General features: G+C 64.6%; 15 protein-coding genes. 14 read left to right on the top strand and 1 reads right to left on the bottom strand.

Annotation, left to right across the window (positions count from 1 at the left end):
- Positions 1-89: 89 nt before the first annotated feature.
- The 14 genes from G6N64_RS27920 (at position 90) to G6N64_RS27855 (ending at position 10,644) form a co-directional block, all read left to right on the top strand.
- Complete coding sequence (locus G6N64_RS27920) at positions 90-464, top strand: BlaI/MecI/CopY family transcriptional regulator (RefSeq protein WP_163801012.1); 375 nt, start codon at positions 90-92, stop codon at positions 462-464.
- Positions 461-1,423, top strand: coding sequence for a M56 family metallopeptidase (locus G6N64_RS27915; protein WP_163801011.1), 963 nt, complete (start codon positions 461-463; stop codon positions 1,421-1,423). The genes G6N64_RS27920 and G6N64_RS27915 overlap by 4 nt, the downstream gene beginning before the upstream one ends.
- Positions 1,424-2,163: 740 nt before the next feature.
- Complete coding sequence (locus G6N64_RS27910) at positions 2,164-2,349, top strand: hypothetical protein (protein WP_163801010.1); 186 nt, start codon at positions 2,164-2,166, stop codon at positions 2,347-2,349.
- Positions 2,349-2,804, top strand: coding sequence for a hypothetical protein (locus tag G6N64_RS27905; protein WP_163801009.1), 456 nt, complete (start codon positions 2,349-2,351; stop codon positions 2,802-2,804). Before G6N64_RS27910 ends, G6N64_RS27905 begins: the two co-directional genes overlap by 1 nt.
- Entirely contained in the window at positions 2,801-4,165 is a 1,365-nt protein-coding gene (locus tag G6N64_RS27900) for a hypothetical protein (protein ID WP_163801008.1), read from the top strand. The genes G6N64_RS27905 and G6N64_RS27900 overlap by 4 nt, the downstream gene beginning before the upstream one ends.
- A 185-nt stretch (positions 4,166-4,350) precedes the next feature.
- On the top strand, positions 4,351-5,085 hold the full coding sequence (locus G6N64_RS27895) for an adenylate/guanylate cyclase domain-containing protein (RefSeq protein ID WP_246230832.1): 735 nt from the start codon (positions 4,351-4,353) through the stop codon (positions 5,083-5,085).
- Between the two features lie 52 nt (positions 5,086-5,137).
- Positions 5,138-5,752, top strand: coding sequence for a methyltransferase family protein (locus tag G6N64_RS27890; RefSeq protein ID WP_163801007.1), 615 nt, complete (start codon positions 5,138-5,140; stop codon positions 5,750-5,752).
- A 28-nt stretch (positions 5,753-5,780) separates the two neighbouring features.
- A complete protein-coding gene (locus G6N64_RS27885) occupies positions 5,781-6,107 on the top strand; it encodes an ArsR/SmtB family transcription factor (protein ID WP_163801006.1) in 327 nt (108 codons plus the stop codon).
- Positions 6,107-6,802, top strand: coding sequence for a cation efflux transmembrane domain-containing protein (locus G6N64_RS27880; protein ID WP_163801005.1), 696 nt, complete (start codon positions 6,107-6,109; stop codon positions 6,800-6,802). Before G6N64_RS27885 ends, G6N64_RS27880 begins: the two co-directional genes overlap by 1 nt.
- 159 nt (positions 6,803-6,961) lie before the next feature.
- A complete protein-coding gene (locus G6N64_RS27875; RefSeq protein ID WP_163801004.1) occupies positions 6,962-7,786 on the top strand; it encodes a serine hydrolase in 825 nt (274 codons plus the stop codon).
- A 7-nt stretch (positions 7,787-7,793) separates the two neighbouring features.
- On the top strand, positions 7,794-8,579 hold the full coding sequence (locus tag G6N64_RS27870; protein WP_163801003.1) for a helix-turn-helix domain-containing protein: 786 nt from the start codon (positions 7,794-7,796) through the stop codon (positions 8,577-8,579).
- A 47-nt stretch (positions 8,580-8,626) separates the two neighbouring features.
- Positions 8,627-9,595, top strand: a complete 969-nt coding sequence (locus tag G6N64_RS27865) for a sterol desaturase family protein (protein WP_163801002.1) — start codon at positions 8,627-8,629, stop codon at positions 9,593-9,595.
- A gap of 17 nt (positions 9,596-9,612) precedes the next feature.
- A complete protein-coding gene (locus G6N64_RS27860; protein ID WP_163801001.1) occupies positions 9,613-9,975 on the top strand; it encodes an ArsR/SmtB family transcription factor in 363 nt (120 codons plus the stop codon).
- Positions 9,976-10,005: 30 nt separating this feature from the next.
- The gene (locus G6N64_RS27855) at positions 10,006-10,644 is read left to right on the top strand and encodes a cation diffusion facilitator family transporter (RefSeq protein WP_163801000.1); all 639 of its coding nucleotides are present in this window, start codon (positions 10,006-10,008) and stop codon (positions 10,642-10,644) included.
- A 440-nt stretch (positions 10,645-11,084) separates the two neighbouring features.
- Here G6N64_RS27855 and G6N64_RS27850 read toward each other — a convergent pair whose 3' ends face one another.
- Positions 11,085-12,263 (bottom strand): L,D-transpeptidase, encoded by a 1,179-nt coding sequence (locus tag G6N64_RS27850; RefSeq protein WP_163800999.1) that lies wholly within the window; start codon positions 12,261-12,263, stop codon positions 11,085-11,087.
- Positions 12,264-12,635: the final 372 nt, after the last annotated feature.

Below are 12,635 nucleotides of genomic sequence, written 5' to 3'. Positions count from 1 at the left end.
TCCGCGCCGGTGTGGGGGAGTGCGGATCCCATCGGGATCAGACCGCCCTCAGCGAAGAGCATTCTTGGCAATAGACGGAGAAGGTAGCGGTGCGGGTATTCGGAGAGTTGGAAACCGTAGTGATGGCTCAACTCTGGGCCACCGACGGGCAGGGCACGGTTCGGGAAGTGGTCGACCAGCTGCGCGCCGACCGCGAGGTGGCTTACACGACCGTGCTCTCGACAATGGAAAACTTGTACCGCAAGGGGCATCTACGCCGGGAACGCGAGGGCAAGGCCTTCCGCTACCACACCACCCTCAGCCATGCCGAACACATCGCTGGACTGATGCGCGAAGCCTTGAGCGACGGCGTAAAGGACACCACCGCTGTTCTGATGCATTTCGTCGACGAGATGAGTCCCGACGAACTTGCCGGGCTCGAAGACGTGATCCGTCGCCGCAGCGAAGGGTCCGCCAAGCCATGAACATGGCTGTGTGTCTGCTTGTGTACGCGTCGTCGTTGATGGTGCTGGGGCCGTTGTTGTTGTCGCGGATCGCAGGTACTGGTGCCGCGCCACGATGGGGTATCGGGGCCTGGCTGGCCCTGATGGGAAGTGTGCTGATCGCTGCGGCGGCCGCGGTGGCGCTGTTCGTGTCCCAAACTGTCGCCTCCTGGGGTCGGATCGGTTCGGAGCTGACCGGGTGCGTGGCCGGCCTGGGAATGGTCGCCCGCGGCGAACACGGCGCGCTGGTGCAGGCTGGCGTTTTGGCCTTGGCGGCGATGGGCACCTTGGCGGTGGTCACGCTCGGCGCCCGCGCCGCGCTGGCGGTTGTTCGCATGCGCCGAGGCGGTCGGGACCACGTCCACGCCGTCCGGATCGCCACCGGGGACAGCCCAAGGGGTCCCGGGGGGACGTTCGTCATCGACAGCGATCGCCGCGGGGTGTACTGCCTTGCTGGGCGCCCGCACACCATCGTTCTCACCCGCGCTGCACTCAGCGCCCTGGACGGCGCCCAACTAGCCGCGGTGCTCGCTCACGAACATGCTCATCTGAGTGGGCGTCACCACCACGTACTGGCTGTCACCAAGGCATTGAGCGCAGTGTTCCCTCGGGTCCGGCTGTTCACGCAAGGGGCCGAAGACATCGCGCGGCTCCTGGAGATGCGCGCCGACGACGTAGCCGCTCGCCGCCACGGCCCCGACACCGTCGTCGACGCACTCCTGGCTCTCAGCCTTCCGGCCCGCACCTTCGCGCCCGCAGCACCCGCAGCGGCACTTAGCGCCGCCGGACTGGCGGTCACGCAACGGGTGGAGCGACTATTGTTCCCGCCCAGCGCGTTCAAAGCTTCCATCAGTCTGATCATGGCCACCGCTGCGACCCTCCTCGGACCGGTCCTCATTGCCGCATTGCTGTTCACTCAGACGGGAATGGTCTGTATCTAGCGCTGTCGCTGCATCGTGACACCGCCACCGGTTGCGACGGCTTGATGTGAGGAACGCTGCACCACGCCGGCCCGGAATCGGTGTGCTAGAAATCTTCTTTTACTGGGGGATCCGCGGCACGAGAAGATGAAACGTGCGCCGTATCGAACGCCGATCCCAACCAATCCTGCGACCCCCAGATAGCTCGCCGTCTGGCGAATGCAACAACTATGAAGGCGACAAACGCCGATGGCGTCTCGTCTCATCGACAACGGGGTCTGAATCGACCTCAGTCCTCAAGGAGGATCGAACTGCGCCGGTATCCCCTTGTAGAGCATTAGTTTCGATGAGTGCGCGTAGGCCGAACACGGAGTGATGGCTGTCAGGGGAGGCCGCCGCTGCCCTCGCCTCAACCAGTCGGAGCCAACCCAGACACCATTCCCGCGCCTCCAACGTTCCCTCGAGTCGATGCACATTCACACGCGAGTCTCCTTTGACGCGCCTTCTGTGAAGGGTGAACACGCTCGGTCGTTGCTCCAACGTTTCAGCAAAAATCGGCCACGCAAGTTTCTGATAACCGGTACCCGCGGTTCGGGTATGTTGCTGTACTTGAGTACGGGGGTAGTACGCAGGTCGCGCCATGCGATCTGTGTCCGGCGCTTCGTCACCGTGAACTGGAGGCAGGCAGTGTTCATCGCGAAAGTGTCCTGTAGATGCCCACGTTGTGTCGCGCGGCCGGGTGGTCCGCAGCAGGTGGTCGTATGACCTCGACGTCTTCTTTCTTGGCCACCGATGTTGGGCTGTGGATGTCGCTTCCCGCGTTCGGCCCCGCGCTGGCGGTGGTGGTGGTGGTTTTCGTTGCGATCCGACGGGACCGTCGTCGTCACCCAGAAGCCGAAGACGCGGAAGCCGCCGAACCGTCCCACGTTGAAACGAAGGAAACGTAATGCTTAAGGCGAAGTTCCTGACGCACGCGGTGCCGGCGGTGCTGGTGCTTCTGGTCGTCGGCTGTGGACCCACCTCGACTACGGCACAGTCGCAGTCGTCGAGTGCGTCGGGGGCGCCCACGGCTTCGAGTTCGACCGTTGAGCCGTCGCCGAGTGAGTCGGCGCCGCAGTCGCCGGCACCCACCGACCGCACCACAGTCGACATCACCATCGCCAACGGAACGGTGACGCCGACGAACGGCCAAGTCAGTGCATCGGCGGGCAAGCCGATCGTCTTACAGGTCGCCAGCGACACGGCCGATCAACTGCACGTGCACTCCGTGCCCGAGCACACGTTTGCGGTGGAGCCTCGTTCCGGTCAGAGCTTCGAGTTCACCGTCGACGTGCCCGGGCAGGTCGACGTGGAGCTGCACGACCTGAATCGGACGGTCGTGACGATCCAAGTCCGGCCGTGACACCAACGGGTTTCACTGTCCTCGCCCATGGGGTCGGGGGTTCGACCGATCTACCCGTCCCGTTGTCGTTTGCCTTGATCGGCGCGGCATGGGCGCTGACCGCGACCTTCGCAGTCGTTGCACTGGCATGGAAGAAACCGCGTTTCGATCCGGGCAAGGCGGGACGTGACCTGCCCGCGTGGGTGACTCGGGTTGTCGACTCGCCGGTGCTTCGGTGGGCTGCGGCGTTGGCGGCGTTGGCGTTCGCCGTGTGGGTGATGGTCGCTGCCGTGTGGGGTCCTTCGGGGAGCGCCAATGCACTTCCGGGCGTGTTCTATGTCCTGCTGTGGGTGGGTTTGGTCGCTGTGTCCGTCGTCGTCGGCCCGGTGTGGCGGCTGCTGTCGCCGTTGCGGACGCTGTACGGGTTGTCGGGTCTGCGTCGCCGAGAGAGCCCACCGAGTTCAGTGCGTGACTATCCAAACGCTTGGGGCTACTGGCCAGCCGCGGTGGGTCTCTTCGCCTTCGTGTGGCTCGAATTGGCGAGCCCAGACCCCGGGTCGTTGACGGCCATCAAGACGTGGTTGCTCGTCTACGCGGCGGTGATGCTGGTCGGGGCGTGGATCTTCGGGTCTCGATGGTTCGCCCGGGCCGACCCCTTCGAGGTCTACGGCATGACGGTTTCTCGGCTGGCGCCCTTCCGGCGAAGCTCCAGTTCGCGTCGGGTGCAGGTGGTCAATCCGCTTGACCACCTTCCATCACTGCCGGTGCGCCCGGGCACGGTCGCTGTTCTCGCGGTACTGCTGGGGTCGACCGCGTTCGACAGCTTCTCCCAGGCCCCGGTCTTCAGGAATTTCGTCGACGAGCATGCCGCGTCGATTCCACTGATCGACGAAGCCTGGGGCGCGGCGCTGCTGCGATCGGTGGGATTGTTCTTCTTCGCCCTGGTGGTGGGGTTGACCTTCTGGGCAGCGGCTCGAGCAACTGGAGGCGTGGATGCGACGCTGCGACGGGAGTTGCCGGGGCGGCTGGCGCACTCACTGATCCCGATCGTCGTGGGGTACATCTTCGCTCACTACCTGTCCTACCTCGTAGAACGTGGGCAGGAAACGCTGGTTCGACTGGCCGACCCGCTAGGGCGGGGGTGGCATCTTCTGGGAGTGGACGCCGACGACGTCCAGTACGTGCTCTCCCAGCACCCGTCGGTGCTCTGGTCGATCAAGGTGTCGTGCGTGGTGATCGGACACATCGTCGCGGTCATCGCGGCCCATGATCGTGCCTTGCACCTGCTACCACGACGGCATCAAATCACTGGTCAGTTGGCAATGATGTTGACGATGGTCGGCTACACGTTCGCGGGTCTGTACCTGTTGTTCGGCGGATAGCTTGGCTCGCTGAGCGCTTCTCCATGTTCAGCCGGCGCTGGCAGGTGCCTTTGTGGCGGCGTAGCGGCTCGAACCAACGCCGCGGCGATGGCTGACCATGAAGGCAGCACGATCGCCAACGTCGAGTTCAATCCACGCATAACGTACATGTCGCCGCCAAAAGGTAGACACATGCGCATATCTCTATGTATTGTCAGTCAGACCACGATGAGACGGGCGGAAACGGCATGAAAAGCACTGGTATCGAATCGTCTTTCGACCATGCCGACATCAGCGCAACCATCGTCTTCGTCGACATGTCGGGTTTCACGGCGCTCACTGAGGTCCACGGTGATCATGTCGCCGCCCAGTTCGCCGTGGACTTCGCCGACATGGCCACCGCAGCGCGAGGGCCTGACGACGACCTCATCAAGACGATGGGTGATGCGGTGATGGTTGCCAGCGCGGACGGACTCGCCGCGTTGGCCTTCTTGCGCCGGTTGGGCGTGGCAGCTGCGCGTGCCGAGGGTTTCCCGATGCTTCGCGCCGGGGTTCGTGCGGGAACGGTGGTGAAACGGGGCGGTGATGTCTACGGGACGACAGTGAACGCCGCCGCGCGGTTGGCTGCACTCGCCGCACCCGGCCAGGTCGTCGTATGCCGCGACGTGGCCGCGGTCGCCGGCGACGTCGACCTGCCCATTGAGGCGCTCGGACTGGTGAGCATCAGGAACATGGCCGAACCGATGGAACTCTTCGCGGTCGATACCGCCGGGGGGCACCAGCAGCATGTGGACCCGGCGTGCCGGATGCACGTCACCGGCTCGTCCGCCAAAGCCACCCTGAGCCGCGACGGCCGAACCTACCGCTTCTGCTCGAAGGCCTGCGCCGAGCTATTCGACCGGCGGGCCCAAGGTGGACGCGGGTCATCGACTGCGCAGTAGCCGTGTGAAGCGTTATCCGGCAACGGGTACGACACGAATTGAGGAGGCCGCTATGGCGACGGCAGCATTGGTTCTCTACGGAGTGTTCATCGTCTCGGGGTTCGGATGGCGAAGCTATCGCCAGCGGCGCCGTACCGGCTCCACGGGCATGCGGGGCTTTCATGGCCGGCGGGGATCGTTGGAGTGGTCTGCCGGTGCGGGCTTCGTGGTGGCGATCGTGGCGGGGGGCGCCGCGCCCATCCTGCAATTGGCCGGCGTGCTGTCGCCGGTGGCCGTGGTGTCCCACCCTGCGATCGCTTCGCTCGGGACGTTGGCGGCGGTGGTGGGTATCGCGGCGACACTTTGGGCGCAAGAATCGATGGGCGACTCCTGGCGGATCGGCGTCGACGACGGTGAGGTCACCCGGCTCGTCGACAGCGGAGTATTCGGGTGGGTGCGCAACCCCATCTTCACCGCCATGTTGATCTTCGGGGCCGGTGTGGCACTGATGGCCCGAAATCCGTTGGCGCTGATCGGGTTCGTGTTGTTGTCGGTGTCGATCGAGCTGCAGGTGCGTGTCGTGGAGGAACCGTATCTGCGTCGTACGCACGGAGAGCGTTACCGCGAGTACGCCAGCCGGGTGGGACGTTTCATTCCGCGCATCGGACGAACGTACAGGGTTTCCTGAATACAGATCGCGCTGTATTGTCAGGATGATGGAGACACTCGTTCGACGTGATGCTCTGGTGCGGTTCGGCTACGCCTTGTCCGACCCGACGCGCACGCAAATCCTGCTGACCCTGCGGGATGGGGCTCGGTATCCGTCTGACCTCGCCGACGACATCGGTGTGTCGCGCCAGATCGTGTCCAACCACCTGTCGTGCCTCCGCGGGTGCGGCTTGGTGGTCGCGGTGCCCGAAGGGCGGCGGTCGCGATACGAACTCGCCGACCCACGCATCGGACACGCCCTCGAGGACCTGACCGGCCTTGTCCTGGCGGTGGACCCCGCCTGCTGCGCGGCCAGCCACGACGGGTGCTGCTGATGAGTGACCTCGGACTTCCCTCGGCGAAGCCGGCCGTTACGGACCAACGTCGCCGCCTGCTGTCCCGCCGCATCCGGTGGTTCGTCGCCGCCACAATCACCTACAACGTCGTCGAGGCGGCAATCGCCCTTACTGAGGGCGCGCGTGTGTCCTCCACGGCGCTGGTGGGGTTCGGCCTCGACTCCGTCATCGAAGTCTCCTCGGCGGCCGCGGTGGCATGGCAGTTCGCCGGCAAGGACCCGGAGTCACGGGAGAAGGCGGCGCTGCGGGTCATTGCGTTCTCCTTCTTCGCCCTCGCCGCCTACGTCACCGTGGACGCGGTTCGAGCGCTGTTCGGTGTCGGCGAAGCTCGCCATTCGACGATCGGGATCGTCCTGGCGGCCGTCAGTCTGGCCATCATGCCCGTCTTGTCCTGGGCAGAGCGTCGCGCCGGGCGGGAATTGGGATTGCTGTCCGCCGTCGCCGATTCCAAGCAAACGCTGCTGTGCACCTATCTGTCCGGGGTGCTTCTGGTCGGACTGCTGCTCAACAGCGTGCTCGGATGGTCCTGGGCCGACCCCATCGCCGCGCTGGTCATCGCGGGAGTCGCAGTGCGGGAAGGGCTCGAGGCTTGGCGAGGTCGAACCTGCTGCCCTGCGCCAATAATGCCGACGGATAAGGCGTCCACGACGCACGGTTGCGATTGCTGCGAGTGATCATGACTTTGTCCACCCTTGGGCACGACACGCCCGCGGAGTCATGACTCGCGACTCCAAGTGGTAGACCTATCTACGTAGCGAGCACGTAGATGGTCTCGGCACGCGGCACCCGCCGCTGAAGTTGGACTTCAAACAGTCGAAAGGGCTCAACGAGAGATGCATTCACGACTGTGGGCCGTACTCGCGTGCTTGTGTTCGCTGCTCTCCGGTCTGGTTCTCGCGCCACCGGCCGTCGCGGCCTGCGGGGTCAGTGACGCCGGATGTGACCTGCGCGAGCGCATCGCCGAGGCCGAACGCTACGTGGCGACCCGGCCCGGGACGGTCGGTTTCGTGCTCCGCGACCGCGCGACCGGGGCCAAGTACCGCAATGCCAACGCCGCGACTCCGATTTGGACGGCCTCGACGATCAAGCTGGCGATGGTCGCCGACCTGCTGACTCGCGAGCGGGCAGGATCAATTCGGCTAAGCGATGTTGACCGGCGCCTGATGGTCGCCATGCTGCGAGCATCCGACAACGAGGCAGCCGACCAGTTGTGGTCGCGTTACGGCGGAACTGACGGCACAATCAACGCCAACCTCGCAAGCTATGGGATGCCGAACGTCCGCCCCCAGCCTGGTTTTGGCGACGTCTACCCATACTGGGGATTTCAGAAGGGCACCGCCGATGACTTCGACGGCTTGATGAATTACGTTCTGACCGGATTGACGCCAGCAGACGCGACCGCCGTGTTGGCCGAGATGCAACGTGTCGACGCCCAGCAGCAATGGGGGGTGTGGGGCGCTGGCTCCACGATGGCACCGGGGAACAAGAACGGGTGGTCACAGGAGCATGGCGGGTGGGTCGTCAACAGCGTGGGCTTCGCGGGCCCGCAGCAGCGCTACACACTGGCCGTCCTGAACGCGCTTGGTGACGAGGGCGGCTACGACGACGGCGTGGCAACTACTACACAGCTCAGCCGCATCCTGCTGGCCCCGAGCTAGCGGCATCATGACCACCGATCAGACTAGTCGCTCCGCAGACGACACCACCGCCCCGCCGCAATGGGGCGGTACGGCACTCCTGCGGCCGGGAGTGCTCGCGTTCGCCGGGTCTATAGGCTCCACCGACACCCACGCCCACCACGCCGTGCAAATCATCACCGCTGCAACGCCATTGACGGTCATCGATGGGCACGGGGTGACGCACACCGGTACGAAGGTCGTGGTGCCCGCCGACGCCACCCACCGAGTTTCGGCCGGCGCCCTTGACGGCACTGTGGTGTTCCTCGAGCCGGAATCCGCGACGGGGCGAGCTGCGCACCAACGTGCCGTCCACTTCGGGTGGGCCGTCAGCCCGGCACTCGCGTCCACCGAGCGCCGATCTCTCGCCGCGACGGTCACCGAGCTGTTCGCACTCTTGTCACCCACCCCTGATGAAGGCGATCTCGCGGAGCGGCACTCCTCGATTGACCGTGCGTTGCAGTTGCTGCCCGACCTCGTAGCAGCCGGACCCGTCAGCGGCACCGAACTCGCAACACGGGTTGGCCTCTCGGCGAGCCGCCTCACCCACCTATTCACCGAGCAGGTTGGTATCCCGTTGCGGCGCTACGTCTTGTGGACGCGACTGCGGATCGCGATCACTCTGGTCCAGGGCGGAGATGACCTCACCGGCGCCGCGCACGGTGCAGGCTTCGCCGACAGTGCCCACCTCACCCGTACTACCCGCGAGATGTTCGGCCTGCCGCCCTCGGTGCTGAGTCGGCACGTGTCCTGGGACCTCAAGCTCAGCGGCTAGCCGAATCATTCAAGCCTTGCTCCGGCGCCGGCCGCGACGATGAAGGCATGAGTACAACTTCTCCTACGCCCCCGACGTCCGCTACCGCGCTGCAGGCGGTGTTCCGCTACGGCTACGTCCCGTTCATGTTGATCGGTCTCAACGGCGCGGGCATCGCCGTGGCCGCCGCCGGCGCCCCGAAGTCTTGGCTCCTCGTGATTCTGGGCTTCGCAATCGCCACGACTTTTCTGGTGGAGCGAGTGATCCCGTACGACCCCGAGTGGAATCACGACCGCGCCGACGGCACCCGCGACCGCATCCACGTCGCGGTCAACGAAACCCTCATCTTGGCTAGCGTTGCTGCCATTCCGCTGCTCGCAGCCATCGTCCCCGCGCCTCAGTTGTGGCCCCACGACTGGCCGTTCCTCGCACAGGTCCTCACCGCCATCCTCGTCGCCGATTTCGGCATCACCGTCGTACACCTGGCCAGTCACAAGATTGGCGTGCTGTGGCGCTTCCATGCGGTGCACCACAGCATCACCCGCTTTTACGGGCTCAACGGCCTGATGAAACACCCCCTGCATCAAACCGTGGAAATGGCCGCCGGTGTCGCACCCCTGATACTCGTCGGTTTGCCCGTCGACGTCGCCTCCGCGCTGGCCCTGGCCGTGGCGATCCAGCTGTTGCTGCAGCACTCCAACGCCGACTACCGCATCGGCCTGGCCAGGTACGTCTTGGCCGTCAACGAAGGCCACCGCTTTCATCACCTCAAATGGGCCGGCATTGGTGACGTCAACTTCGGGCTGTTCACACTCGTGTGGGACCACCTCATGCGCACTTTTTCCTACGACTCCGCCCGACAATTCGATTCCACCCAGCTGGGCATGGCCGCCAAACCCGACTACCCCAACGGCTATCTGCGTCAGGTGATTTACCCATTTACCCGCAGCGGCGGCTGCGCACTAAAGGCCACCACGGCGGCGAACCAAACCCCAGACGTCTCGATACCCGACCCGGCCTTAAAATATCGTTGCTGACCGGTTATCATCGTTTTGTGACGATCAATAATTCGGACCCCTGCCTCACTGGCACCGCAGGAAAGTCGGGTCTGGACGCCGCTGTAGCGCTGTTTCACAGCCTCTCGGACCCGGCCAGGCTGGGGATCGTGCGCCGCCTGGTCGACGGGGAGGCCCGCGTGGCCGACCTGACCGCAGCGCTGGGGTTGGCGCAGTCAACCGTGTCGGCCCACATGGCGTGCCTGCGGGACTGCGGCCTGGTCACTGGCCGCCCGGAAGGTCGGCAGGTGTTTTACTCGCTGACGCGCCCCGAACTGCTCGACCTGCTGGCATCGGCAGAAACGCTGCTCGCCGCCACCGGAGATGCCGTCGCACTATGCCCGACCTACGGAAAGCGCTAGGGCCCGCACGTGAACACTCCCGCATCCGAAATGACCGCCGCCGAGACCGAACGGCTCACCCGCCGCGGCCTGCGCCTGGCCCAGTTCACCGTCGGCTACAACGTCGTTGAAGGCGCCGTCGCCATCACCGCCGGCCTGCTCGCAGGTCTCGTCTCGGTCGTAGGGTTCGGCATCGACTCCGGCATCGAATCCATCGCCGCCATACTCGTCGGACTGCGCCTGGCCGCCCGGCTGCGCGACGGCCACGCCGACGAACGCAAGGAACGCCTGGCCCTCAAGCTCGTCGCGGGCACCTTCTTCCTCCTGGCCGCCTACGTCACCATCGAAGGTATCCGCAGCCTCAGCGGCGGCGAAGAACCCGAACGCTCGTGGATCGCCATCGGGCTACTCGTCGCCTCCATCATCGTGATGCCTGTCCTCGCCGCGGCGAAGAAACGCGTCGGCCAACGACTCAACGACAACCTCATCCTCGCCGACGCCGCGGAGACGAAGATTTGTGTCCTGTTGAGCATCTCGACCCTGCTAGGAGTCGGGCTCTACGAACTGACTGGCGCAGCATGGCTCGACCCAGTAGCCGGCTTCGTCATCGCCGCCTTCGCCATCTACGAAGGCAGAGAAGCTTGGGAAGGCGAACTCGTCGAGTCTGACGATGATGATGACGACGACTGAGGCCGCTCGAACTTGCTGTCCAAATTCCCCTCGCGCTGGCGCGTGTCGCGGAGTCCGAGTGACAGGTTCGAGCGGTGTGTCGAACTGCTCACGAACCGACATCGACGTTGAGCACCCGAGAGCGCCGCGGCAAGTCACTGAGGATCCTCCGACACGTGCTTGAGCCTTTACGTCCTTGAACTACCGGCGGCACCGACGCAGCGCTAAGCACCGTTCGGATCACCGAGCAACTGCAACACAGGCATCGGAACGGGCTTCGCTGGTTGAAGTACCGGGATGCGGATCGGGCGCGCCCCGCGATCATCGGCAGTACCGATGTCACAACTGTTCTCACACGCGAGGACGAATTGTAGCTGGGTGGTCGGTTGCTGACGCTGGCTCAGCAGAACCGGTTGGGTACCCGTTGCGTGGTGTCGTGCGCCCTGACCTAGTCCTGACGCTCAACCACGACTCTCGGTGGTCGCTGCATTGCCGGCCTTCCATTGGTCCCAGGGGATGTTCCAGTCGCCGAGGCCATCGGTGCCCGGCAACGTCGGACCGACCGTGTTCAACACCTGGACGATGTCGCCCCGCTTGGTGTTTTCGTAGAACCACTGCGCATTGCTTGTGCTGACGTTGAGGCACCCGTGGCTGACGTTGCTTCGGCCCTGACTTCCCACTGACCATGGGGCGGCGTGAACATATATCCCGCTGTACGACATCTGAGTCGCCCACTCGACGTCGAGGCGGTAGCCCTCCGCCGAATTCACCGGAACACCGTAGGTCGAGGAATCCATGACGAGGTCCCGGTAGCGGTCACCGATGATGTAAGTACCGTTATCTGTCGGCGCACTGTTCTTGCCCATCGATGTGGGCATCGTTCTGACCACCTCGCCGTTGACCCGGACGGTCAGCGTCTTGGTGGTGTCGTCGGCGGTCGCGATGACCTCGTCTCCGATGGTGAAACGAGTGGTGACGTCGTCCTGGCCGAATAGGCCGTTGCCGAGATCAACCCCATAGGTATTCGCCTCGACGGTGATCGTGGTTCCTGGCTTCCAGTAATCTTTGGGTCGCCATCGAACTTCGCGGTCGTTGAGCCAGTAGAACGCACCGTCGACGGCGGGTTGACTGGTGACGGTAATCGCCTTCTCCGCTGCTGTTCGGTCAAAGATGTTTTCGTCGAACCGGACCGCTATCGGCTGACCAACTCCCACCACCTCGCCGTCATTGGGCGACACGTAGGGCATTGTCAGGTTTTCTGGTGAGCTGGTGCGGAACGTCATGGTGTTGACGGCGACGCCGCCCAACCCCAGCGCTTCGGCTCGCAGTGTGTACCGCTTGTTGTACCCCAATGGTTCCGCCGTCGCCCAGGTCAGCCCGTTGGGGCTGACCTGAGCTGCGATCGGCTTGCCGTTGTCGTTGGTCAGGCTAACTGCGCCCAGTACCCCGCCAGCTGCCTTGACTGTGATCGGAGAGTCCACCGAGACGCCGACGGCGCCATCGCTGGTCGAGACCTCTAGCTTCGGAACCAAGAGATTCGAGTACGGGTCACCCTTCTCCGAGATGACCTGCTCGGGTTGCGGCTGCGCCGACTGGGTATTTCCGCTGCAGGCCGTGAGAGGCAGGATGAGCGCAGTCATCGCGGCGGCGGCTTTGAGCCAGAACCCGCGTCGTCGGCGCAACAGGTGATCGTGAGGACGTGGGGCACCGAGGGGTTCTGCGGTCGACTGCGATCCGGTGCGCCACGGCCGCTGATTGCCCGAGGATGTCTCGGTGGACGACGAAGCGCCGTTCCTGTGGACTCTGGACAACTTGAACCTCCGCGCGCCGGTTGTGCTGTGGGTCTCGGGCCCGCGTTCGCTGGGCTGCCCGGTCTGCACAATTCTACGGCCTTCATACGTAGAACGTGGCTCGGCCGCCTGGCGCACCTGACAACCCGGCTTCGGACTTCCGATTGAAACGACGCCTCTATTAGGCCGTTCTACTCGACAGCATTGGCGACCTCATGCCCG

Origin of the sequence: Mycolicibacterium sediminis (assembly GCF_010731735.1) — a bacterium.
In the GTDB taxonomy this organism is placed as follows: domain Bacteria; phylum Actinomycetota; class Actinomycetes; order Mycobacteriales; family Mycobacteriaceae; genus Mycobacterium; species Mycobacterium sediminis.
The sequence above is the reverse complement of the archived record's forward strand: the minus strand, read 5'-3'. Positions and strand labels throughout refer to the sequence as shown.

Excerpts from the sequence above, each read along its gene's own strand:
- G6N64_RS27915 (WP_163801011.1), top strand. The coding sequence starts at position 461 with ATGAACATGGCTGTGTGTCTGCTTGTGTACGCGTCGTCGTTGATGGTG.
- G6N64_RS27910 (WP_163801010.1), top strand. The coding sequence starts at position 2,164 with ATGACCTCGACGTCTTCTTTCTTGGCCACCGATGTTGGGCTGTGGATG.
- G6N64_RS27905 (WP_163801009.1), top strand. The coding sequence starts at position 2,349 with ATGCTTAAGGCGAAGTTCCTGACGCACGCGGTGCCGGCGGTGCTGGTG.
- G6N64_RS27895 (WP_246230832.1), top strand. The coding sequence starts at position 4,351 with ATGTATTGTCAGTCAGACCACGATGAGACGGGCGGAAACGGCATGAAA.
- G6N64_RS27890 (WP_163801007.1), top strand. The coding sequence starts at position 5,138 with ATGGCGACGGCAGCATTGGTTCTCTACGGAGTGTTCATCGTCTCGGGG.
- G6N64_RS27885 (WP_163801006.1), top strand. The coding sequence starts at position 5,781 with ATGGAGACACTCGTTCGACGTGATGCTCTGGTGCGGTTCGGCTACGCC.
- G6N64_RS27880 (WP_163801005.1), top strand. The coding sequence starts at position 6,107 with ATGAGTGACCTCGGACTTCCCTCGGCGAAGCCGGCCGTTACGGACCAA.
- G6N64_RS27875 (WP_163801004.1), top strand. The coding sequence starts at position 6,962 with ATGCATTCACGACTGTGGGCCGTACTCGCGTGCTTGTGTTCGCTGCTC.
- G6N64_RS27870 (WP_163801003.1), top strand. The coding sequence starts at position 7,794 with ATGACCACCGATCAGACTAGTCGCTCCGCAGACGACACCACCGCCCCG.
- G6N64_RS27865 (WP_163801002.1), top strand. The coding sequence starts at position 8,627 with ATGAGTACAACTTCTCCTACGCCCCCGACGTCCGCTACCGCGCTGCAG.
- G6N64_RS27855 (WP_163801000.1), top strand. The coding sequence starts at position 10,006 with ATGACCGCCGCCGAGACCGAACGGCTCACCCGCCGCGGCCTGCGCCTG.
- G6N64_RS27850 (WP_163800999.1), bottom strand. The coding sequence starts at position 12,263 with ATGACTGCGCTCATCCTGCCTCTCACGGCCTGCAGCGGAAATACCCAG.